Raw genomic sequence first — 22,252 nt, 5'->3', positions numbered from 1 at the left:
CTTTCAGATTGTCAATTCTTGAAACAATAAACCGCATAACACATTCATTTAATGAGTCTGAACATTAGTTTCATCAAAGAAAGATGAGGCGTTTTCTTTATTATATCAACCTGCATTACGTTTTCATTTGTTTTATGAATAAATGGTTGGTTAATTCATGGGTGAAATATATGAAACCCTGACGATCTTTGAATCGACAGGGTTATTGTTGCGTGATTTTTTTATTTCTCACGATAGTCACACGCTGAAAGCGGCTTATTCAGCTCTGGAAACACATGCCTCGACGCTTACAGAACAGGAGTGGTTGGACGCGGAGTACGACTTCAATGCGCTATTTGTCGGGCCACAGACGTTAAAGGCTGCGCCGTTCGCTTCGGTTTATCTCGAAGAAGATGCCCTCGTAATGGGTAAATCAACTTTGAGCATTCGGGAATTCATGGCAAATATAGGTTTATCTATAAACCACAAAAATAATATACCGGATGATCATATTTCATATGTATTGGAATTGGCGGTTTTATTATCGGCTAATGCCAGAACATCAGCTAAATACCAGGTCGCCTTCACTCGATATGTAAGTGAGTATATAGCGCTGTGGGTGCCCGAGTATATCGAAAAAATAAATATAAATGCACAAACCGCCACGCTGAAAACCGTAGCGGGAAGGTTGTCTTCTTGGCTTAATGAATTAAACACGAGAGTATCAATATGAGTAATGAACCGGGAGTTCTGAACAGACGTTCATTTTTGAAAGGGTTAGTTGCCCTTGGAACCGTGGCTGCCCTGCCTGGGGGGTTGCTGACTTCACGCTGCGCATTGGCGCAACCGCCAATTCCGTTTAACCCTAAAACTTACAAAATTTCTCGCAACGCCTGTCCGCGTAACTGCTATGACACCTGTAGCCTGAAAACCTGGGTGAAGGATGACGTCATCACCTTTGTGGAAGGCGCGCCTGAGTCAACGTTTACGCATGGAACACCCTGTGTAAAAGGTCTGACTTATCCTCGCCGGGTGTATAGCCCGGATCGCATTAAATATCCGATGGTTCAGGATGTTCGCGGCAGCGGTAACTGGCGTCGTATCTCCTGGGACGAAGCAATGCAGCGCATTGCGACCAAGATGCTGGAGATTAAAAAGAAAGACGGCTCAATGCTGGGGCTGGCGCTGTCAAAATACTCAGGCAACCTTGGGGTGATGGGTTATGCCGTTGAAGGGATGATGTCTTCGCTGGGTTACACCACCCGTTTTGCCGGGACACCTTGCTGGCCAGCCGGTATCGACGCCCAGAACTATGATATGGGCGATATGTGGTGTAACGACCCGGAAGATTTTGTTAAAGCAAAATATATCATCATCTGGGGCGCGAATCCGGCCTGGTGCTCTATGCACACTATGAAATACATCTATCAGGCGCGGGAGAGAGGCGCAAAAGTGGTCGTTATCGATCCGCTGTTAACGCAGACCGCCGCGAAAGCCGATCTTTATTTACGTGTTCGCCCTGGCTCAGATGGCGCTCTGGCGCTGGGCATGGCGCGTCACCTGGTGGATAAAGGTTTAGTTGATCAGGACTTCGTCAATAACTATTCCCACGGATACCCGGAATTCGAAGCTTATCTGCGCAGCAGTGTGACCGTCGAGTGGGCCGCTGAAATTTGCGGTCTGTCGGCAGATGTCATTCGCCAGTTAGCGGAAGAGTTTACGGCGGTTAATCCTGCCACCGTGTGGATTGGCTACGGCATGCAGCGCCATGTTAACGGCGGCGCTAACGTACGGGCGATCGATGCCTTTGTGGCAATGACTGGCAATATTGGTATTGAGGGAGGCGGTGCCCGCTACGGTCATCTGCAGACATGGGGTTATAACTACCATGGAATGATGCAGAAGCCCCCTGCAGGTTCTGTCGGAATAAAAGGCGCAGGTGGTCCGGTGGGTGAGTTTGTCAGCGATAGCGGTGAGAAGAGCGAATACTCCGATCGTGCGCTGAATATCAATCAGACGGCGCAAGGGATTCTGGACGCCAGTGAACCACCGGTACGGATGCTGTGGGTGGCCTCTAAAAACCCGTTTGCTCAGGATTTCGACCGCAACAAGATGATCAAAGCGTTTGATAAACTGGAAATGGTGGTTTGTGTCGACCAGTTCTTCAACGAAACCGTCCAGCATGCGGATATCGTGCTGCCTGTCACTACCACCTTTGAGCAATGGGATGTCTCTTCGTCTTATTGGCACTACTGGTTATCCGTCAACGAGCCGGCTATCAAACCGCTGTATGAGTGCAAGAGCGATGCGGAAATCGCGGCGCTGCTGTCCAAAACCATCAATAAACTGGAACCCGGTTCATGTACCTTCCCGCAGGCGTTTGATGCTAAACGCTGGTTGGATCAGGAATTTAATGAGGGGATGGGGAAACAGTTTGGCATTGCGGGCTGGGATGACCTGCTGGAAGGACCACGCAAAGCAAAAATGGTCAGCACCGCGGCCTGGTACGATCGCAAGTTCAAAACGCCGTCAGGCAAGTACGAGTTCAAATCAGAACGTTGTGCGGAAAATGGTCACACGGCTTTGCCGGAATATAAAGCGGGTGCACAGGGTGCGCTGCCGTTCCACCTGTTTACACCTCATCTTCAGTACGGTCTGCACTCGCAGTTTGTCAATCTGGACTGGATGCAGGTTTTCTGGCCAGAACCCTTTGTTTATATCCACCCGCTTGCTGCACAGAAAAAGGGTATCACTGAGGGCGCTCACGTCAAAGTCTTCAACGAGGTGGGCCATGTTGAGTTGCGAGCCAAAATTACCACTAATGTGCCGGAAGATTTTCTTGTGATGTACGAATCCTGGTTCAACAAGCTTAGTTACAACGTACAGAATGTGGTCAAAGATACGCCCGCCGATATGGGAAAAATGGCGACAGGCGCGCCCGGTGCGGCCATACACAGTCAATTTGTAGATATTACTCTGTCAGAAAATGAAGGAGCTGCGGCATGAGACGCGCGTTTTTAGTCAATAGCGATAAGTGCATCGGCTGCCGTGGCTGTGCGATGGCGTGTAAGAGTTTTAATCAGCTGGAGCCTGAACGTTTCTGGCGCTATGTCTACCCGCTGGATAAAGAAATTTATCCGCATGAGGAGCGAGCGTTCTACTCGCTGGCCTGTAACCACTGCGAAAATCCGGCCTGCCTGGCGGCTTGTCCGGTAGAGGCGTACACCAAACGCGAGGATGGTGTTGTGGTGCATAATCCGGAACGTTGTATCGGATGCAAAAACTGTATCCGCAATTGCCCATATGGTGCGCCGCGCTTTAATGAAGAGATGAAAAAAGCGGAAAAATGCAGCATGTGCTACGAGCGTCTCGATGTCGGTATGCAGCCGGCGTGCGTGAGTGCCTGCCCGGTAGGCGCCCTGACGCTTATCGATCTGGATGCCGATCCGATCCCCAACAATGCCGTACAGTATCCGCCGGGATTCCCACGTATGCCGCAGCTTAACCCTGGCACGCGTTTTATCCTCGCGCGTCAACCGAAGCAACCGGAGGGCAAGTAATGGAAAAGTATGAATTCCCTCTGGTTATTTTTACCGTATTGAGCCAGATGTCGGTTGGTATAACGCTCATTCTGACGCTGCGCACGCTGCAAGGGAAACTGGAAAGCAAGCGCCTGTACTGGCTGGTAAGCGGGCTGGTTCTGGCGGTTGCTTCCGTGGCGGCGGTATTGCACCTGGCGCATCCGGATCGCGCCTACAATGCCCTGATTAACCTCCAGCATGCCTGGCTGAGCCGTGAGATTCTCGGCGCAACTTTATACGGCGCGGCGGTGGGCGTGACGTTTTTGGCAAAAGGGCACAAAGCGCCGGCCGTTCTGGCCTCTGTTCTCGGGATCGCGCTGGTGGCGGTACAGGGGATGACCTATGCCGCCCCGGCGATGGTGGCGATCGCCAACGGTCTGACGATGCTGCTGTTCTTCATCACGGTGTGGGTTATGGGTTGTGCGGCGATTCCGCTGCTTAACCTCACGCCTGCCGTTGCCGCATTGCGTCAGGGGATTGTCGTTTGTATGGCGGTCATGATTGCCGCGCCCATTATCTGGCTAAGTGGTGGCACCATCATGCAGATGACGGCACATGCCTGGCTGACGTCGCCGCTTTATCTGGCAAGTCTGGTGTGTCTGGCGGTGGCCTTTGTCCTCAGCCGCCAGGGCGAGCGTCGTGCAAAAGCGCTCTTTGTCCTGCTGTTTGTTGGCGTATTCCTGGGTCGTCTGACGTTCTTTGGCGATACGGTTAGTACTATCGTGAATATCGGTCATTTGTACTGATCGTCAGGCAATAAAAACCCCTGTCAGGCATTAACCTGGCAGGGGTTTTCTTTAGCAAATTAGAGGCTATTAACGTACAACCAGCACTGGCAGAGTAGCGTGGCGAACAACGCTGGAAGCGTTTGAGCCGAGCAGATGAGTGCTGATTGATGGGTTGCGCGATCCAATGACGACCACATCCGCATTCAACTCTTCACCCAACTCGTTGACGACGTCACGTACGCTGCCAAAGCGGACGTGTTGTTTAATACGGGAAGGATCGATGCTGAAGTGACCGACCATCGTTTGCAGACGAGTTTCCGCTTCGTGTTGTAGATGCTCTTCAAAACGACGGACATCGGCTGCAAAGCGGTGCAGGCTTAAGCTTGCTGAGCCTGGCAGCACATGCAGCAAATGGATAACCCCGTTTTCCTGTGCCAGAAATTCTGCATGGCGAATAGCCTTGTCGCTCAGTTCCATTTCGAATACATCAACAGGCATTATGATTGTGTTGTACATAAACATTCTCCTTGTCATTACATGAACACATATCAGCATAGTATTAAAAATGATTCTGTCAGTCACGACACAGATTTATGTTTTGCGAACAGGAGATAAGGTGAGAGTCAGGAGCAGAGGACTAACCGGAAAGAGGATGCGGATGCATCCCCTGTAAGATAAAGCGAGTGGCTTTGATAAGACAGAGTTAGCGCAGGTAGTCGCCCGCAGCTTCAGGTTGGTACTCAAGCTCGATGACTTCGAGGTGTGTTGAGGTCCCGCCTGGTAGTTCCCAGTGAATGGTGTCGCCAACGCGCAGGCCCAGAAGTGCAGCGCCAACAGGTGCCATTACCGAAAGCTGTGTGCTGCTGTCAGTCATATTGGCCGGATACACCAGGGTACGCACGCGGACTTCGCCATCACTCAGATTGCGGAATTTCACGCGGCTGTTCATGGTCACGACATCGTGCGGCATGGTTTCTGGTGAACACATTTGGGCACGATCCAGCTCGGCGTTCAGGGCGTCGGCAATCGGTAAACCAGCAAACGCAGGTTGCTCCAACAGGCGGTCAATGCGTTCCGCATCGAGGTCGTTAATGATGATAGTTGGTCTGGACATTTGTTACTCCATGTCGTCGATACTGCGGGTGCGCAGGTAAATAATCCCAAAAGAAAACCCTCACCGTCAGGCGGCAAGGGTTTAGCTTTTATGATGATACTGAGACTTACCCCTGGTTTGAAGTGATTTAGTTCACATTCAGGCAAATCATCAATATTGTTGCGTATGGTGTGATTTTAGCCGAAAAACGCGATCGTTCTCCAATTTGCATTATGCTTTTTAAGCGCTCGCTGCGGGGGCGTCAAACAACTCAGTGTTCCGCGACAGGAGATCTCATGAGCCAGTACGACAAACTTACCTTGAAAGACGGCAGCTATTTGCATTTTAAAGATTGGGGAAGTGGGCAGCCTATCGTCTTTAGCCATGGCTGGCCGCTGACGGCAGATGCGTTTGAGGATCAGATGCTGTTCCTCGGGTCGAAAGGATTTCGGGTGATCGCCCATGACAGGCGCGGGCATGGGCGTTCAGCCCAACCCTGGGATGGTCACAATATGGATCAGTATGCTGACGATCTGGCTGAACTTACCGCGTATCTCAATCTTAAAGATGCCGTACATGTCGGACACTCTACCGGGGGCGGGGAAGTGGCGAGGTACATTGGTCGCCATGGAACGCAGCGGGTAGCCAAAGCGGTGTTAATCGGCGCGGTGACGCCCATAATGATCAAGACCGACTTTAACCCAAATGGTGTGCCGAAAGAGGTGTTTGATGGTATCCGTGAGGGAGTGATAAACGATCGCGCTGCCTTCTTCTATGAACTGACCGCTGCATTCTATGGCTACAACCGCCCGGGCGTAAATGCGTCGAAAGCCGTTCGTGAAAGCTTTGTTGAACAGGGCTTACAAGGTTCCATCAAAGCGTTGTACGACTGTATTCACGCGTTTTCAGAAACTGACCTGCGTGAGGATCTCAAAAAGATGACTATCCCGACGCTGGTGATCCATGGTGATGACGATCAGATTGTCCCGTTTGAAACCTGCGGAAAGGTTGCGGCGGAAATACTGCCTGACGCGCAGTTGAAGGTGTATGTTGGCGGTTCGCATGGCATTTGCACTACCCATAAACAACAGATCAACGGCGATCTGCTCAACTTTATTCAATCGTAATCTTTAGCGGATTGTTCTACGCTGATCTTCTTTTTCCAGGGAGATGAGCGAAGCATAATTTGTGCTGCGCTGATGTTAACTTCAACAGAGAACGCTATGTATTTCTATCAACCATCACAAGGACACGGTTTACCGCATGACCCGCTGAATGCCATCATTGGACCGCGCCCTATTGGCTGGATTGCCTCCCGCGACAGCGACGGTCGGCATAACCTTGCACCGTACAGTTTCTTTAACTGCTTTAATTATCATCCGCCGATTATCGGTTTCGCCAGTAGCGGCTGGAAAGATAGCGTGCAGAATATTATCGACACCGGTGAGTTTGTCTGGAATCTGACGACTCTTGAGCTGGCCAGCGCGATGAACGAAACGTCAGCCAGCTTGCCTCACGGCGAGGATGAGTTTTTTGCCGCCGGGCTTAGCAAAGCAGATAGTCGGATAGTCAGCGTGCCGCGCGTGGCGCAAAGCCCGGTCAATTTTGAGTGTCGCTTATCGCAAAGCCTGCAACTGACCACCGCTGATGGTTCGCCTGTTGAAACCTGGCTGGTGCTGGGAGAAGTGGTGGGCATTCATATTGATGAAACGCTACTGGAAGGCGGCATCTACCAGACGGCGAAAGCAAAACCGGTACTGCGTGCGGGCGGGCCAACGGCGTATTATTCGATCAGTGAAACACACCGCTTTGATTTAATTCGCCCGGATGCCCGTTCAAAACGCTAACCATATGGACCGACGCCAGCTTGCCGCGCCGGTCGTTATTTTCAGTATCCCACTTTGTCGATAATAAACTGTTTACCGCAGTTACCCGGATGCGGTTGCGGTAAGAATGATTGTGCGGATAACGTCTGGTTAATGGTGTCGGCTTTCAGGGACAACTGGATTTCTGTGAGATAGGCCGGATTGCCGTGGCAGCTTAGCTTCACGGCTTTGACGTTCTCTCTGCCCCAGCTTTTAGCGACGGCGGCGTCAAATGCGCTGCGGCTGACGGTTTTGCCGTAGTTTTCCGCGAGGAATTTGCCAGCCTCGCTGTTCTTAACCTCATTATTCATCCGTACCATCGTGCCGAAGTATGCGTCGGGATCAAAACCGAAACAGGCGCCATGTTTGGCATATTCGTAACGTTCCAGACAGGATCTCCCGCCGGCACCGGGCATTACGGCACTGAGTTTTGCCGCGCTTTCCAGTGACAGGCCCGTTTCGGGAGCCGCGCATTTACGGCTGGCGCGCGCTTCAGGCAGGTTGGGGATAGGGCGAGTCGCGCAGCCAAAGCGCATCCAGCGGCGGTTGTCTACTCCACGGGCGGCGATGGATTTTGGCAGGCTGGGCCATAAACCGTGAACGGTCAGGAAATCTGCTTTGTCCGCGCTCTCTTTTTGCAGACGACATTCGTCGGGCTCTTGACGATTTCGCTCGTGTTGGCTCTGACAAAATCCGGTTTGCCAGGAGAGGGCCAGCACGTAGCTGTCAAAATCAGCGTACTGTTTTGCCTGAAGTTCGTCGGCCTGAGCTACAGAAACTGGGAGCAGAAGTGCTGCCAGCAGCGAAGAATAACGCCATGTTGATGTCATGATGATTTCGGATACTTATATCAATTCTGAATATCATCTATTTAATCATAAAAAATGCCAGTCAGGTTTAGCTGACTGGCATCATTTTCATCAGGCGGGAACCCGAATGATTAGCTCCACATTGCCAGAATCGGCCAGCCGACCAGCAAAAGCATAGAGATGTAGATAACGCCGAAGATAGCACCCAGACGCCAGTAGTCTTTGGACTTCACATAACCGCAGCCGTAGATAATAACGCCAGGGCCAGTTGCATACGGAGTCAGACAGCCCATGATACCGATGGACAGTACCAGCAGGATACACAGGTGTTCCATCGGAACGCCCGGGATGCCTTTGCCGACGGCCAGAATAACCGGCAGCATGGTGGCGGTGTGTGCGGAAAGGCTGGCAAACAGGTAGTGAGCAAAATAGAACACCAGCACCAGAACGATCACGGTCGCGTTAGGCGAGAAGCCTTCCAGGTGCGAGCTCATCGTGTTGGCGAACCAGTCGATGAAGCCTGAACGGGTTAAACCATTCGCCATAACGACCAGCGTGGCGAGGTTAACCAGGGTATTCCATGCGCTGTTATAACGGGTGATGTCTTTCCACGGGACAACGTGCAGCGCCAGCATCAGCGAGACTGCCAGCAGACCCACAGCGGTCGCATCAATCAGTTTACCGCCAAAGACCCACAGACCCAGGCTGAGCAGAACCAGACCGATCAGGGTCAGCTCTTTACGCGTCAGTTTACCCATGGTTTTCAGTTCATCACCAGCCCACGCGGCAACTTCAGCACTGTGAGTAACTTCTGGCTTGTAAAGAACATAGGACAGCCACGGAGCAACGATCAGCAAAATAATACCAACCGGCAGGAAGCTGAGGAACCATTGCAACCAGCTGATTTGAATACCGGCAATTTTATTGACGAATTCCAGACCCAGCACGTTAGGTGCAGCGCCGGTAACGAACATAGAGGAGCTCAGGCTGGTACTGATTACCATCATCCACATCAGATATCCGCCGATACGGCGCGCGGACGGATCGTTCGGGAATGATTTAAACAGCGGCGGCAGGTTTTTGATAACCGGGAATACGGTACCACCGGTACGCGCGGTGTTGGACGGTGTAAACGGCGCCAGCAGAATGTCGATGATGACAATCGCGTAGCCCAGCGTCAGGGTGCGTTTACCCATGAATTTTACCAGGAACAGCGCGATACGACGACCCAGACCGGTGACTTCATAGCCCAGCGCGAAGATAAACGCGCCAAACACCAACCACACGGTAGTGCTGGAAAAGCCTGCCAGACCCCATTTCAGCGCTTGCTTACCCGCTTTAAACGCTGGGTCGGCCAGCTCTGAAGCATCAAACAGCAGATAGTTGCTGCCGATGACGCAGATCGTTACGGCGATAAAGCTTATCGCTGTTGCCGGGATTGGCTCCAGGATCATCCCGACAATCATTGCCACGAAAACGGCAAAATAGTGCCAGGCCTGCGGGGGCATTCCATCAGGGACAGGGATAAGAAACATGACGCCCATTACGACCAATGGGGCCAGTAATTTCCATATTTTATCTTTTGCTAAAGACATGTGTGTGATTCTCCGGAAAGGATCTTTAATTGTGATAATGATGAACTTGTGAAATCTGAGCTAAGAACCAGGTGACGATCAGCAGATCGGCGCAGCCTCCTGGGCTGAGGTTGCGTTCAATGCACTGTTGGTCGAACTGGCGCAGGTATTCGAGATCGGCAGGGGTGCGAATCCCCCCTTGCTGCAATAGAGCGGTGGCCTGCTGCTGTAGCCAGCGCAGACCTTCTGCGCCGCCACGTGAAGCCACGTTGGTGTCGCCATTGATAGACATCAGCAGCAATAACGTGTCGAGTAGCGCCAGTTCAGGATCGCGGCCCTGAGTCAGCAGTGCGCGGTAGTGCGGCAGGGCATGCTTGATGACTAGCGGGTATCCTGCTTCGGCTTCGCCCCGTGCGCCGGTTAATCCCAGTTGCTGATAAAGACGTTGGCCAGCCGTGAGTTGTTGATTGTTCTGGCGCAGTTCGCGCTCGGTCAGGCCACGGCAAAATGTTGCTGCCGTAGAGCAAAGGGTTTCAGCGGTAACAGTCAGTTGGAGCTGGTGCAGGCGGCCAATGGCGGCACACAGCAGCCCCAGTGAAAAGATGCTCCCTTTATGGGTGTTTACCCCCTCGGTGGCGCGAAACATATCGGCTTCGCAGGCCATACCCAGTGGGCGCAGTCCTTTCAACACATCTTCAGGCGACAGCTGTGCGCTAAACGCCCCATATTCAATAAAACGCGGCAGCCAGGCCTGAATTGCCTCAGCGCTGCGATGAAAATCTTCCAGCGCCATATCTTTATGTGCGCCGTTGTTAATACGATCCACCAGACCCGGTTTGGGCGACAGGTTGACTTCAGTCAACATGGCCCGCCACGCAAGCGTTGCGTAAGCGTCAGGCAGATCCAGAGGAAGGACTGCGTTATTGGTTGATGTTGCGGGAATCGGCATCATGCAGCAGAGCCTCCATCTGAGAGAGTAAGTCGGAAAGCGCGTGGGTTTTACCCCGCGCGCATTCGGCAGCGCTTTGCCCGCACAGCAGACAGCGGCGGGCAGGGAGTGCGAAATGACGCCGGGACAGAATTTCCCCTTCAGGGGTCAGGACATCGATGTCCCATAACCGTCCCAGCGGATGTGAATGCTCAAGTTCAATCGTGGCGAGCTTGAGATCGTGGGCCGGGGCCTCAATAGACAAAAGACCTTCCGGACCGCTGGCAGAAACCAGCGCCGTTTGCTCCCTGATAATCCAGGTGGATTTTTCCGCCAGCGCGAGCAGGGCGGTGACGCCGTGATTAAAGATGCGACGGGTTAATGCGCTGTCTTTAATCGGACCCGGTGCGACCACGGTAAACGAGACCAGTGGCGCGTGATGACGCGTCAGCCAGGCATGTTGCCTTGCTTGTCTCTCATCCCGGCTGGCGAGCAGCTCGGGAATCGAAACCGCGTGTTGGGTGGCGTGTTCAGGGAGCAGGCGCATGGCTTATTCCTTCACCTGATGCACAACGTCAATCACCGAGCCATCGCGGTAACGCACAACGGCAATCACGCGGTCGGTGAATTCGATAGCGCGTGGCTGACCGGTGAGCTGCTGTGCACGGTCGCGCAGCCATTCAATGGACACCACTTTCATACCGGCTTCTTTCAGACGTTCAGCCAGTTCCGGACGCGCAGGGTTAACGGCGATACCGTGGTCAGTGACCAGGATGTCTACGCTGGAGCCCGGGGTTACGCAGGTCAGGACGTTATCAACCAGCGTCGGGATGCGTCCGCGAACCAGCGGAGCGACAATGATGGAAAGCGCAGCGGCAACCGCAGTATCGCAGTGACCGCCGGATGCGCCGCGCAGTACGCCGTCAGAACCGGTCAGTACGTTAACGTTGAAGCTGGTATCAACTTCCAGCGCACTCAGCACCACGACGTCCAGACGATCGACGGAGGCGCCTTTTGAGCCCCAGTTGGCATACTGGTTGGCACTGATCTCAATGTGGTTTGGATTGCGGGCCAGCGACTCAGCCGCGTTACGGTCAAAGCTCTGTACGTCCAGCAGTTTGCGAATCAGGCCTTTTTCGTGCAGGTCAACGATGGTAGCGGTGATGCCGCCCAGCGCGAAGTCAGCACGGATATCGCGGCTGCGCATCTTGTCTTCCAGGAAACGAGTAACGGCCAGAGAAGCGCCGCCAGTTCCTGTCTGCAGTGAGAAGCCTTCATTGAAGTAACCGGAGTTAGCAATGACGTCTGCCGCGCTACGGGCGATTAACAGTTCTCGCGGGTTGGTGGTCATGCGTGTCGCATCAGCACCGATTTTGTCCGCATCGCCGACCTGATCGATCTGTACAATCAGATCCACTTGATCCTGCGTAATGCTGGCCGGGTTATGCGGATAGGTCAGCAGCTGTTCAGTCAGCAGGACAACCTGTTTTGCATTTTCGGCATCGACGCGGGCATAGCCCAGTGAACCACAGCACGCTTTACCGGTATAGCCGTTAGCGTTACCAAACTGGTCACAGGACGGTACGCCGAGGAACGCCACATCAATGCTGAGTTCGCCACTTTGCACCAGGTGTACACGGCCGCCATGGGAGTGGACCTGCACAGGCTCGGCCAGCAGGCCACGCGAGATCTCTTCCGCCAGCGGGCCACGCAGCCCGGAGGTGTAAATACGGCTGACCACGCCCTGACGGATGTGCTCAACCAGCGGAGCATGGCAGTCGCTCAGGGAGCTGGAGGCCAGCGTCAGATTTTTAAAGCCCATTCTGGCGATGGCGTCCATCACCAGGTTAATCGTCAGATCGCCACCGCGAAAAGCGTGGTGGAAAGAGATGGTCATGCCATCCTGTAAACCTGAACGACGAATGGCGTCTTCCAGGTTAGCGCACAGCTTCTTGTCGCGCGGTTTTTGCGCCTGTAATTCTACTTTTGCGGTGCTCTGATAAGCGGAAAGCTCACTTTCTGCATGACGGCTCCAGGCCGCCACGCGATCCTGGCGTTGAGACTGTTCGATTTTCTGCGTCATTTTTTTGCCTTATTCTTCGCGAATGCCGGAAAGTTCTGCACGGGAGATAACCAGAAGGGCGCGCTCGATAACCGGGCTGTCGACCATTTTGCCGTTCAGGGAAACTACGCCACGGCCTTCGCGAGCGGCGGCTTCAGCGGCTTCCACGACCAGGCGCGCGTGAGCCAGCTCTTTGCGTGTCGGCGCGTACAGGTTGTGCAGGAGCTCGATCTGGCGCGGGTTGATGAGCGACTTACCGTCAAAACCCAGTTGCTTGATGTGTGCGGCTTCATGCAGGAAACCCGCTTCGTTGTTGGCATCGGAATAAACGGTGTCGAACGCTTGAATGCCGGCAGAGCGTGCCGCCTGCAAAATAGAGCAGCGGGCAAACAGCAGTTCAGTCCCTTCCGCAGAGCGCTCAGTGCGCAGGTTACGCACATAATCTTCCGCACCCAGTGCAATACCGATCAGGCGCTCGGAAGCGTGGGCAATTTCTACCGCGCGGGTAATGCCTAACGGCGATTCGATGGCAGCTAACAGACCGGTACTGCCGGGCTCACGGCCACAGGCTTTCTCGATACGCAGAATTTCGCTTTCGATGTCGATGACATCCTGCGCGGTATCGGTCTTCGGTAAACGCACGATGTCAGCGCCGCCGCGTACCACGGCTTCGAGATCGTTAATGCCCCATTCGGAGTCGAGGGCGTTTACGCGCACGATAGTTTCAACGTCGTGATACAGAGGATGCTGCAGCGCGTGGTACACCATACGGCGAGCAGTATCTTTCTCGCGCAGCGCGACGGAGTCTTCCAGGTCGAACATCAGCGCATCTGCCGGATAGATGAACGAGTTGCTGACCATGGCGGCATTGGCGCCCGGTACGAACAGCATGCTGCGGCGGGTACGGGTTTTACGTTGCTGCAAAGATTCACTAATCACTGGCAATCCTCCCATGGCAGTGCAGGAATACCGCCAGCGCGGGCCAGTAGTGCTTCCAGTCGCGCACGTAAAATGCAGTCCAGTGCGCCTTTATCATCAACATTTAATTGCACGCCGCGTACGTTGTAGCGGGACAGAACGTCCAGAATGGTGGCCCGGATGGCATCACCGAACTGCTTTTCGACGCTACTGTTAACCTGCAGGTCAATATCCTGCGAATCGAGTGGGGCGATGCGAATCATCACATCACCGGACTCGAGTGTGCCTGCGACGGCTGCCTGGTTTATTTTCATTTTTCACCTGTTGCTAATGCGGGGGTATTTTGGCGGACTGCCGCACCCGATGAGGCCCGCTCAACCATGCTTTGCAGATAGTGCAGCGTGGCGTCAGGGACCAGGGATGCGATAGCCGTGAGATCTTTTTTAACCAGCAGCTTGCGCACCCAGGAGGCAGAAATCGGCATCTCCTGGAAGCACAGCCGCTCAATTTCCACCAGTTCAATCGGTGGGGCGGGAAGCGTTGGGGTCTCCAGCCAGTAGCGCATATCGTTGTTGTACTGGGAGGTGACGGTGCAATACGGCTCGGTACCGACGAAGCGGTGCGTGACGCCGAGAGCCGGGGCCAGATACTGGCGGAAGATTTTCAGGTCTATTTCGGTATAGCAGTGGTTAATAACGCTCTGCTCTTTGATGAAGTAGCACGGGAATGTGGCGCGGGAAATGATGTATTCCGAACCGCGATGAACGGTTAAACGTGGAATGTCTTTTGTCCCTTTAAGCACCAGATCCAGTCGGTCTTCATACGGAAAACGCGAGGTATCTTCTTTCACCAAAAACAGATGCAGCCAGTCACATTGCGCGGCTGCTTGTTGGATCAGAAAACGATGTCCGTTGGTGAAGGGGTTGGCGTTCATGACGATACAACCAATTTTTTTCCCTTCATGGCGCTGTTTCGCCAGTGATTCAGCGTAGCGTTTCAGACGTGTGGTGCTGTTTTCCATCAGCACCATAATGCCGGGAACACTGGTCAGCGTAGAAAAACCGCACTGCTTAAACAGCGACTCGTACTCGGTTTTTGTATAGATGAAGAGGTGAGTACAGTGGCGCTCATAGGCGAGGTTGATTAACTCGGTCGCCAGCGTCAGCGCTAAGCCTTCACCCCTTACGGATTCGCAGATGGCGACGCACTTTATGATATTGCCGGCAATGCCGCCGCAGGCAATCAGGCGGTCATCACGGGTGACGGTGATAAATACTTCGACAGTTGTATCAACGCTCAAATCATTCTCTTTCAGAAATTGCGCGATAGCCGCCATCTTTTTATTTTCTGAGCGTTTAACTTGCGTGAATATATTATTACCGAACATAGTGAATAGAGCCCCGATGCTATATTTGTTACTGGGTTTCTGTTTTTGTTGCTCTGTTTAGCAACCTGATAACTTCTTGTTTGCAATTGAAGGGAATATTTTTTTATTACGGAGTATTTCTTTTTTTCCCTGCTGCATACATCGTAAGGAGTATTTTGGAGGTAATTTTTGATTTATTTCACAATAAGTTAGAAGGTTTTAATGTGTTTTATGGTTTTAAGTTTTTTAATTAATTTAACTCCGAAATAGCGTGTGGTTTTAATTTGTTTAATTGATTTAAGGTGGGGAATCTGCAACGATCCTGTTTTATACCGCGACTTGCAAATAAAACATTTTTATTACAACTACAATGAGAAATAAGTTTCGGGTAACGTCGCTGAGGAAGAAATATGGCAGAGCAGAAAAATAAAACACGGTTTCCTTTTTTTCGCAGTCTGGCGTTTCCATTGCGTATCTTTCTGCTTATTTTGGTCGTTTCTGTTTTTATTATCGCCGCGTTAGCACAATACTTTACCGCCAGTTTTGAAGATTATCTGGCAACGCATGTCCGCGATATGGCGATGAACCAGGCCAAAATCATCGCCTCTAACGACAGTATCATCGCGGCGGTGAAGCATCGTGATTACAAGCGTCTGGCGACCATTGCCGACAAACTGCAGAGCGGGACTGACTTCGACTATGTGGTGATCGGGGATACCAACTCTGTCCGCCTTTACCACCCAAATCCGGAAAAAATTGGCTACCCGATGCAGTTCACCAAACCCGGCGCGCTGGAAAGAGGGGAAAGTTACTTTATTACCGGCAAAGGGTCGATTGGGATGGCGATGCGCGCCAAAACGCCCATCTTTGATGACGATGGCAAAATCATTGGCGTGGTCTCAATTGGCTATCTGATCAGTAAGATCGATAGCTGGCGATCGGACTTTTTACTCCCAATGGCAGGGGTGTTTATCCTACTGTTGCTGGTACTTATGCTGCTCTCCTGGTTATTTGCCGCCCATATTCGTCGGCAGATGTTGGGGATGGAGCCTAAGCAAATCGCGCGGGTAGTGCGTCAGCAGGAAGCGCTATTCAGCTCGGTATATGAAGGTTTGATCGCCGTGGACCCTGATGGGTATATCACCGCAATAAACCGCAGCGCGAGGAAAATGCTGGGGCTGTCTTCGCCAGGGCGAAAGTGGCTTGGAAAACCGGTTAGTGAAGTGGTTCAGCCGACTGACTTTTTCACCCAGCAGATTGCGGAAAAACGACAGGACGCGATGGTGAACTTTAATGGCCTGAGCGTTATCGCTAACCGTGAGGCGATTCGCTCCGGCGATGAACTGCTTGGGGCAATCATCAGTTTTCGTAGTAAAGATGAAATTGCTACTCTTAATGCGCAATTAACGCAGATCAAACAGTATGTAGAGAGCCTGAGAACGCTGCGTCATGAACACCTTAACTGGATGTCGACCATTAATGGCCTGCTGCAAATGAAAGAGTATGACCGGGTGCTGGCAATGGTGCAGGGGGAGTCGCAGGCGCAACAGCAACTGATTGACAGCCTGCGCGGCGCGTTTGCCGATCGTCAGGTAGCCGGTCTGTTGTTTGGCAAGGTGCAGCGTGCGCGTGAACTGGGCCTCACTATGACTATCGTTCCTGGCAGTCAACTGCATCAACTCCCCGAGGGGCTGGATAGCACAGAGTTTGCAGCAATTGTTGGCAATCTGCTTGATAATGCATTTGAAGCGAGCTTGCGCACCCAGCAAGGCAACAAGATCGTCGAACTCTATTTGAGCGATGAAGGGGATGACGTGATCATCGAAGTTGCCGATCAGGGATGCGGTGTACCGGAAGCATTGCGTGAAAAAATATTTGAACAGGGTGTGAGCACCCGTACCGATGAACCAGGTGAACATGGCATCGGTTTGTATCTGATTGCAAGTTATGTGAGGCGCTGTAACGGGGTGATTACACTCGAAGATAACTCCCCCTGCGGCACCTTATTTTCTTTATTTCTTCCGAAAGTGAAAAAAAATAATGACGGAACCATTAACGCTATTGATCGTTGAGGATGAAACGCTACTGGCGGAAATGCATGCTGAATATATCCGCCATATACCCGGCTTCAGCCAGATTTGGCTGGCGGGTAATCTTGCGCAAGCGAGGATGATGATTGAGCGTTTTAAGCCCGGTTTGATTCTGCTCGATAACTACTTGCCGGACGGCAAGGGAATTACGTTGTTGCATGAGCTAACCCAGACGCGTTATCCGGGGGGCGTGGTGTTTACCACGGCGGCCAGCGACATGGAAACGGTCTCCGAGGCCGTGCGCAGCGGCGCGTTTGATTATCTGGTCAAACCCATTGCCTACGAGCGCCTGGGACAGACGCTGACGCGTTATCAACAGCGCAGACGCATGTTGGCCGGTAATGACAGCGCCAGTCAAAAGCAGATTGATGAAATGTTTAATGCTTATGCGCGCGGCGAACCGAAAGGCGATTTGCCGACCGGAATTGATGCGTTAACGCTGAATGCGGTGTTGAAATTATTTGCCGATCCGACGGTACATCATACTGCGGAAACGATCGCCCAGGCGCTCACTATCAGCCGTACCACCTCCAGGCGCTACCTGGAGTACTGTGCCAGCCGTCATTTGATTATTGCGGAGATTATTCACGGTAAGGTGGGGAGGCCGCAGCGTATTTATCACGGCGGCTAATTCACGTCATCCTTGAAACTGCCTCTTTGTGGGCGGCGTGAAGAAATCCCAGTCACATAATTATCTATGGTACTGGGGATGTCTTCACTTGCCGCCTTGATGCTGCTTAAATGATTTTGCGTATCAAGGTCAGATACTGACAGTTATCGTTAACCGCCAATCAGGGCGGACGTCGCCGGCACCATCACCTCAGTTGCGATAATCACAACCAGCAGTCCAACCAGTACCGGAACCGAGGTACGTTTCACTACTTCGAACGGAGAGATCTTTGCCATCCCTGCTACAGCGACAACCACACCGGAGACCGGAGAGATTGTGCGTCCAAGGTTTGATGCCTGCAGCATCGGGATAGCAAGGTAAGCCGGGTTAATGCCAGAAGAGTGCGCCAGTTTCGGGATCATCTCAACGAAGGCATAGAACGGTGCGTTACCGGACCCCGTGGTCATTGCCGCCAGCATAGTCAGGATCACCAGTACCAGCATCAGAATAATGCTCGCGGAGCCAAACGAGGTGGCGATAGAAATCAGACTCTGAATAAAGCCGATTGTGCTCAGACCCTGGGCAAAAACGCCCGCCGCGACTAACAGCATCACCACGTTAGCAAAGGCATCCGCCATACCACGGTAGGCGACTTCCAGACCCGAGAAAACCTTCTGGGTGTTGAATCCTCGTACGAACTCCAGTACAGCAGCGATGAGCATGCACAGCACCAGAATCGTAATGATATGCAGCTGTGGGCCCCATTTTCCATCGAAAATCAGGACGCCAACGATCGGGGTAAATGGCAAGATGGCGTAAAACGACGGGGCGGTAGTGGTAATTTCAGCCACATCTAACATTTCATGAGAAATGTTCTCTTTTTTATCCAGATAACGCTGCCAGAAAAAGTGGGCAATCGCCATAGCAATGATGGCGGCAATGGAAATTGGCAGCGTGGTTTTAAACGCGAAATCGATCAGCGGCATTTCCGCGGCTTTTGCAGCCAGCACTACATCACCGGATGTTGGCGAAAGAATAATAGCGGCTGGGGAGGCGCAAATGGCCGCTGCGGCGCCACGGCTAATCCCAACGTTAACCATGACCGGGAACAATGTCGCCATCAGCAATACGCCCAGACCGGTTGCTGAAGAGACCGCCAGGGACATCAGGCAGGCGACAAAATAGGCGGCAATCATAAGCAGATAAGGTGAATTGATATACTGCAGCGGCTTAGAGGCCAGCTTAACCACCATATCATTCGCGCCAATATGCGTCATGTAGGCGGCAAAACCACACAGCATCATAATCATCATGCCGAGATCGCCGCCACGGCTCATCAGCAAAATTTTAATATATTCAACAATGTCTGTTGCCGTATAGCCCGTTGTTGCTGCGCTAGACGGCAAAACTTTATGGCCCATCAACGCACTGATAATCAGCAAAACCAGACCGCCGACAAACAGTACGCCTGTCGCGGAATAACCTTTAATGATGTAGCGCGCTACACCCACAATAACCACAACCCCAATAAGGAGTTCAATAAATGTCAACATTGTTTCCCCTGTCGCATTGCTGCCCAGAAAGTTAAAAAACTAAAAAAAGTAAAAAGTGGTGACAGAATGTGCCTAATAAACCGATAACTCTTGCTGATTGAAATCAATAAAAATACGGATTCAAGCGATGGCTAAGCCGTTTTTTCAGCATCGCGATTAAAAAAAGAGTATCACAATAAAAAACTGTGAAGCGCAGCGTTGGTGTGTGTGTTTTGTGGTGACATTGATGCTTTATTGTTAATTTATTGTGATGTTATTTAACTCTCGCCGCAGGAAAGCACAATTTATTGGCAATAAAGAGAAAATAGTTCCGATGAAATGGCTCAGTAAATAAAGGGGTAGGTTATAGGCTGAGGAATATTCTGATTTTTTATTTGCGCATTTTTGTTAAGCTGACATTAAGGTTGGGTTTGCTAAAATTAATAATAAATCCCAGGATGGTAATTAAGTTGTGATTTTCGCTAAACGATATTTTCTCATTTTTTCATTTATTTTTATTCAGTTAGCTTTCACTTCCCAGGCTGCTGCTGAAGATAAAGGCTGGTTTGCTACTTTTAAAGATAATGTCAGTGAAACCTGGCAGCAGCCGGAACATTATGATCTGTATGTACCTGCTATTACCTGGCATGCGCGTTTTGCCTACGATAAAGAAAAAACGGATCGCTACAATGAACGGCCGTGGGGTGCAGGATTTGGTCAATCCCGTTGGGATGATAAAGGTAACTGGCACGGACTTTATATCATGGCGTTTAAGGATTCCTACAATAAATGGGAACCCATTGGCGGCTATGGCTGGGAAAAAACCTGGCGACCGCTGGCTGATGAAAACTTCCATACAGGTCTCGGCTTTACCGCCGGTTTCACCGCGCGTGATAACTGGAACTACATTCCGGTACCGGTGCTGTTACCGCTGGCATCAATTGGTTATGGTCCGGCAACGTTTCAGATGACCTACATTCCTGGAACGTATAACAACGGCAACGTCTACTTTGCGTGGATGCGGTTCCAGTTTTGATGGACTACCTGTATTGTCAGGTGGTTTATTGGAAAGTCTTTTAAAAACATAATGATAGGAAGTTTAACTGAAAAATAACGCGACATTTATCACTTTTTGATAAAGTTCGACTGGACAAAGTGCACCACAATTGTTGTACTGATACCCGACACAGCATTTGTGTCTATTTTTCATGTAAAGGTAATTTTGATGTCTAAGATTAAAGGTAACGTTAAGTGGTTTAATGAGTCCAAAGGATTCGGTTTCATTACTCCGGAAGATGGCAGCAAAGATGTGTTCGTACACTTCTCTGCAATCCAGACCAATGGTTTTAAAACTCTGGCTGAAGGTCAGCGTGTAGAGTTCGAAATCACTAACGGTGCCAAAGGCCCTTCTGCTGCAAACGTAATCGCTCTGTAAGCATACGACAGCAAGCATTCAAAACCCGCTTAATTGCGGGTTTTTTTCGCTTCAATGTGCGGGAGAAGCAGATACCAACCAGAATGCCAGGGCGGTCATCGCGAATGATCCCAACAGATTAACCAGTACATTCACCATAGCCCAACCAAAGCGTCCTTCCTGCAGTAAAAACACTACCTCAGCAGAGAAAGTGGAAAACGTTGTCAGTCCCCCGCAAAAGCCAGTAGTAATCAGCACCTTCCACATTGGGTCAATATTTGTCATGCGATTAAACCATGCCAGACCCATACCAATGATAAATGCGCCAAGTAAGTTTGCAGCCAACGTACCGAATGGAATGGCCTGATGCAGCGGGTTAAACCGCATACTCAACATCCATCTTGCTACGCTACCTGTGCCACCACCGATAAAAACCGCTAAAAGGAGTTGTAACACTGCGTAATCCTGCTATTTGATTGTATAGAGGGTGAGTGTAACGCTGAATAATTGTTATTGGCGAGCTTAACAAAGTTTTCTGGAGGGAATATGTTCGTTGCAGCAGGGCAATTTGCCGTGGGACCTTCATGGGAAAAAAATGCAGAAACCTGCGCCTTACTGATGTCTCAGGCTGCAGGAGAGGGGGCGTCGCTACTGGTATTACCGGAGGCATTGTTGGCGCGTGACGATTTAGACCCTGACCTGTCAGTGAAATCAGCTCAGCTTTTGGAAGGCGGGTTTCTGACGCATTTGTTGCGAGAAAGCGCACAAAATGAGATGACGACAATCCTGACGATTCATGTTCCCTCTGTGCCAGGTCGGGCATTTAACATGCTGGTGGCGCTACGGGCTGGTCGGGTAGTGGCCCATTACGCTAAATTACATCTCTATGACGCCTTTTCGATTCAGGAGTCACGTAATGTCGATGCAGGGGACGCCATAGCGCCGCTGCTGGACGTAGGCGGATTAAAAGTAGGGCTAATGACCTGCTATGACCTGCGCTTCCCTGAGTTGGCGCTGGCGCACGCGTTGCAGGGGGCTGAGATTCTCGTTTTACCTGCGGCTTGGGTGCGGGGATCGTTAAAAGAGCATCACTGGGCCACGCTTTTGTCGGCAAGAGCGCTGGATGCCACGTGTTATCTGGTTGCGGCTGGAGAGTGCGGTAACAAGAATATCGGCCAAAGCCGGGTCATCGATCCCTTTGGCGTGACTATTGCGGCGGCGGCTGAAACGCCCGCGCTCATTATGGCCGAGGTTTCCGCCGAGCGGGTAAGGCAGGTCAGGGCACAACTTCCGGTGTTAAGTAACCGACGCTTTGCGCCACCGCAATTATTATGACGTTTTTTTAAACAAGGCTTGATTCACCTTGTTACAGATTGCTATTGTGTGCGCGCGTCGAAAGGCCGTTAATATTCTCAGGTTAATATGGCGCTTTATGTAGCCTGGTTTAAGTCAAGAAGGTATCTATGGGTGAGATTAGTATTACCAAACTGCTGGTGGTTGCCGCACTGGTTGTTCTGCTGTTTGGTACCAAGAAGTTACGTACTCTGGGTGGAGACCTGGGGACGGCAATCAAGGGCTTCAAGAAAGCAATGAACGACGATAATGCCGATGCCAAGAAAGAGGCTGATGGTAGCGTTCAGGCTGAGAAGCTTTCTCATAAAGAGTAATACTGCAAACTCTGCATGAAAAAAAACCGGCGATTT

24 protein-coding genes are annotated in these 22,252 nt (G+C 51.5%); 12 read left to right on the top strand and 12 right to left on the bottom strand.

Annotated features, from left to right (window positions below):
- The first annotated feature begins 157 nt into the window (after window positions 1-157).
- The 4 genes from OGV93_RS06510 to OGV93_RS06495 are packed head-to-tail and all read left to right on the top strand — an operon-like array spanning window position 158 to window position 4,306.
- Window positions 158-712, top strand: a complete 555-nt coding sequence (locus OGV93_RS06510; protein WP_049040658.1) for a TorD/DmsD family molecular chaperone — start codon at window positions 158-160, stop codon at window positions 710-712.
- The gene (locus OGV93_RS06505) at window positions 709-2,985 is read left to right on the top strand and encodes a molybdopterin-dependent oxidoreductase (protein ID WP_287109452.1); all 2,277 of its coding nucleotides are present in this window, start codon (window positions 709-711) and stop codon (window positions 2,983-2,985) included. Before OGV93_RS06510 ends, OGV93_RS06505 begins: the two co-directional genes overlap by 4 nt.
- Window positions 2,982-3,539 (top strand): 4Fe-4S dicluster domain-containing protein, encoded by a 558-nt coding sequence (locus OGV93_RS06500; RefSeq protein WP_049269768.1) that lies wholly within the window; start codon window positions 2,982-2,984, stop codon window positions 3,537-3,539. Before OGV93_RS06505 ends, OGV93_RS06500 begins: the two co-directional genes overlap by 4 nt.
- Window positions 3,539-4,306, top strand: a complete 768-nt coding sequence (locus tag OGV93_RS06495) for a dimethyl sulfoxide reductase anchor subunit family protein (RefSeq protein ID WP_202195284.1) — start codon at window positions 3,539-3,541, stop codon at window positions 4,304-4,306. Before OGV93_RS06500 ends, OGV93_RS06495 begins: the two co-directional genes overlap by 1 nt.
- Before the next feature lie 69 nt (window positions 4,307-4,375).
- Here the strand turns inward: OGV93_RS06495 and uspG are convergent, their stop codons facing one another.
- Window positions 4,376-4,804, bottom strand: coding sequence for a universal stress protein UspG (gene uspG, locus OGV93_RS06490; RefSeq protein WP_016152215.1), 429 nt, complete (start codon window positions 4,802-4,804; stop codon window positions 4,376-4,378).
- 187 nt (window positions 4,805-4,991) lie between these two features.
- Window positions 4,992-5,402, bottom strand: a complete 411-nt coding sequence (gene rnk / locus OGV93_RS06485) for a nucleoside diphosphate kinase regulator (RefSeq protein WP_005120853.1) — start codon at window positions 5,400-5,402, stop codon at window positions 4,992-4,994.
- A gap of 275 nt (window positions 5,403-5,677) precedes the next feature.
- Between rnk and OGV93_RS06480 the strand changes: the two genes are divergently transcribed.
- Both OGV93_RS06480 and OGV93_RS06475 read left to right on the top strand, forming a co-directional pair.
- Window positions 5,678-6,508 (top strand): alpha/beta fold hydrolase, encoded by an 831-nt coding sequence (locus OGV93_RS06480; RefSeq protein WP_181546372.1) that lies wholly within the window; start codon window positions 5,678-5,680, stop codon window positions 6,506-6,508.
- 96 nt (window positions 6,509-6,604) lie between these two features.
- Window positions 6,605-7,228 carry a flavin reductase family protein gene (locus OGV93_RS06475; protein ID WP_047359504.1) on the top strand — a complete coding sequence of 208 codons (624 nt, stop codon included), beginning with the start codon at window positions 6,605-6,607 and terminating at the stop codon, window positions 7,226-7,228.
- 41 nt (window positions 7,229-7,269) lie between these two features.
- Here the strand turns inward: OGV93_RS06475 and rna are convergent, their stop codons facing one another.
- The 8 genes from rna to citC form a co-directional block, all read right to left on the bottom strand.
- Window positions 7,270-8,076: a ribonuclease I gene (rna, locus tag OGV93_RS06470; protein WP_049282446.1), complete on the bottom strand. Its 807-nt coding sequence runs from the start codon at window positions 8,074-8,076 to the stop codon at window positions 7,270-7,272.
- A gap of 110 nt (window positions 8,077-8,186) precedes the next feature.
- Window positions 8,187-9,650: a citrate/succinate antiporter CitT gene (gene citT / locus OGV93_RS06465; RefSeq protein WP_016152219.1), complete on the bottom strand. Its 1,464-nt coding sequence runs from the start codon at window positions 9,648-9,650 to the stop codon at window positions 8,187-8,189.
- A 25-nt stretch (window positions 9,651-9,675) separates the two neighbouring features.
- Window positions 9,676-10,581, bottom strand: a complete 906-nt coding sequence (gene citG / locus OGV93_RS06460) for a triphosphoribosyl-dephospho-CoA synthase CitG (protein WP_094760677.1) — start codon at window positions 10,579-10,581, stop codon at window positions 9,676-9,678.
- Window positions 10,550-11,104 (bottom strand): citrate lyase holo-[acyl-carrier protein] synthase, encoded by a 555-nt coding sequence (gene citX / locus OGV93_RS06455; protein WP_049282445.1) that lies wholly within the window; start codon window positions 11,102-11,104, stop codon window positions 10,550-10,552. The genes citG and citX overlap by 32 nt, the downstream gene beginning before the upstream one ends.
- 3 nt (window positions 11,105-11,107) lie before the next feature.
- Complete coding sequence (citF, locus tag OGV93_RS06450; protein ID WP_287109451.1) at window positions 11,108-12,640, bottom strand: citrate lyase subunit alpha; 1,533 nt, start codon at window positions 12,638-12,640, stop codon at window positions 11,108-11,110.
- A gap of 9 nt (window positions 12,641-12,649) precedes the next feature.
- Window positions 12,650-13,558: an aldolase/citrate lyase family protein gene (locus OGV93_RS06445; protein ID WP_019076252.1), complete on the bottom strand. Its 909-nt coding sequence runs from the start codon at window positions 13,556-13,558 to the stop codon at window positions 12,650-12,652.
- Window positions 13,555-13,851, bottom strand: coding sequence for a citrate lyase acyl carrier protein (citD, locus tag OGV93_RS06440; protein WP_003831276.1), 297 nt, complete (start codon window positions 13,849-13,851; stop codon window positions 13,555-13,557). Before citD ends, OGV93_RS06445 begins: the two co-directional genes overlap by 4 nt.
- Entirely contained in the window at window positions 13,848-14,924 is a 1,077-nt protein-coding gene (citC, locus tag OGV93_RS06435; protein WP_016152224.1) for a [citrate (pro-3S)-lyase] ligase, read from the bottom strand. Before citC ends, citD begins: the two co-directional genes overlap by 4 nt.
- 389 nt (window positions 14,925-15,313) lie before the next feature.
- Here citC and dpiB point away from each other — a divergent pair, with 389 nt between their 5' ends.
- Both dpiB and dpiA read left to right on the top strand, forming a co-directional pair.
- Window positions 15,314-16,975 carry a sensor histidine kinase DpiB gene (dpiB, locus tag OGV93_RS06430; RefSeq protein ID WP_046274583.1) on the top strand — a complete coding sequence of 554 codons (1,662 nt, stop codon included), beginning with the start codon at window positions 15,314-15,316 and terminating at the stop codon, window positions 16,973-16,975.
- Window positions 16,944-17,624 (top strand): two-component response regulator DpiA, encoded by a 681-nt coding sequence (gene dpiA / locus OGV93_RS06425; RefSeq protein WP_016152226.1) that lies wholly within the window; start codon window positions 16,944-16,946, stop codon window positions 17,622-17,624. Before dpiB ends, dpiA begins: the two co-directional genes overlap by 32 nt.
- A 149-nt stretch (window positions 17,625-17,773) precedes the next feature.
- Here dpiA and dcuC read toward each other — a convergent pair whose 3' ends face one another.
- The gene (gene dcuC, locus OGV93_RS06420; RefSeq protein WP_016152227.1) at window positions 17,774-19,156 is read right to left on the bottom strand and encodes an anaerobic C4-dicarboxylate transporter DcuC; all 1,383 of its coding nucleotides are present in this window, start codon (window positions 19,154-19,156) and stop codon (window positions 17,774-17,776) included.
- A gap of 451 nt (window positions 19,157-19,607) precedes the next feature.
- Between dcuC and pagP the strand changes: the two genes are divergently transcribed.
- Both pagP and cspE read left to right on the top strand, forming a co-directional pair.
- Window positions 19,608-20,171: a lipid IV(A) palmitoyltransferase PagP gene (gene pagP, locus OGV93_RS06415; protein WP_016155963.1), complete on the top strand. Its 564-nt coding sequence runs from the start codon at window positions 19,608-19,610 to the stop codon at window positions 20,169-20,171.
- A gap of 189 nt (window positions 20,172-20,360) precedes the next feature.
- Complete coding sequence (gene cspE, locus OGV93_RS06410) at window positions 20,361-20,570, top strand: transcription antiterminator/RNA stability regulator CspE (protein WP_000034825.1); 210 nt, start codon at window positions 20,361-20,363, stop codon at window positions 20,568-20,570.
- Window positions 20,571-20,621: 51 nt separating this feature from the next.
- Here cspE and crcB read toward each other — a convergent pair whose 3' ends face one another.
- Window positions 20,622-21,005, bottom strand: coding sequence for a fluoride efflux transporter CrcB (gene crcB / locus OGV93_RS06405; RefSeq protein WP_003831281.1), 384 nt, complete (start codon window positions 21,003-21,005; stop codon window positions 20,622-20,624).
- A 90-nt stretch (window positions 21,006-21,095) separates the two neighbouring features.
- Between crcB and OGV93_RS06400 the strand changes: the two genes are divergently transcribed.
- Together OGV93_RS06400 and tatE are read left to right on the top strand one after the other, a co-directional pair.
- Window positions 21,096-21,884, top strand: coding sequence for a deaminated glutathione amidase (locus OGV93_RS06400; protein WP_287109450.1), 789 nt, complete (start codon window positions 21,096-21,098; stop codon window positions 21,882-21,884).
- A 128-nt stretch (window positions 21,885-22,012) separates the two neighbouring features.
- Entirely contained in the window at window positions 22,013-22,216 is a 204-nt protein-coding gene (tatE, locus tag OGV93_RS06395) for a twin-arginine translocase subunit TatE (RefSeq protein WP_016152230.1), read from the top strand.
- The last annotated feature ends 36 nt before the right edge of the window (window positions 22,217-22,252 follow it).

This window comes from Citrobacter sp. Cb031, assembly GCF_030336725.1.
Lineage (GTDB): Bacteria > Pseudomonadota > Gammaproteobacteria > Enterobacterales > Enterobacteriaceae > Citrobacter > Citrobacter braakii.
Note: the sequence above shows the minus strand (reverse complement) of the source record. Positions and strands in the feature narration are given on the sequence as shown.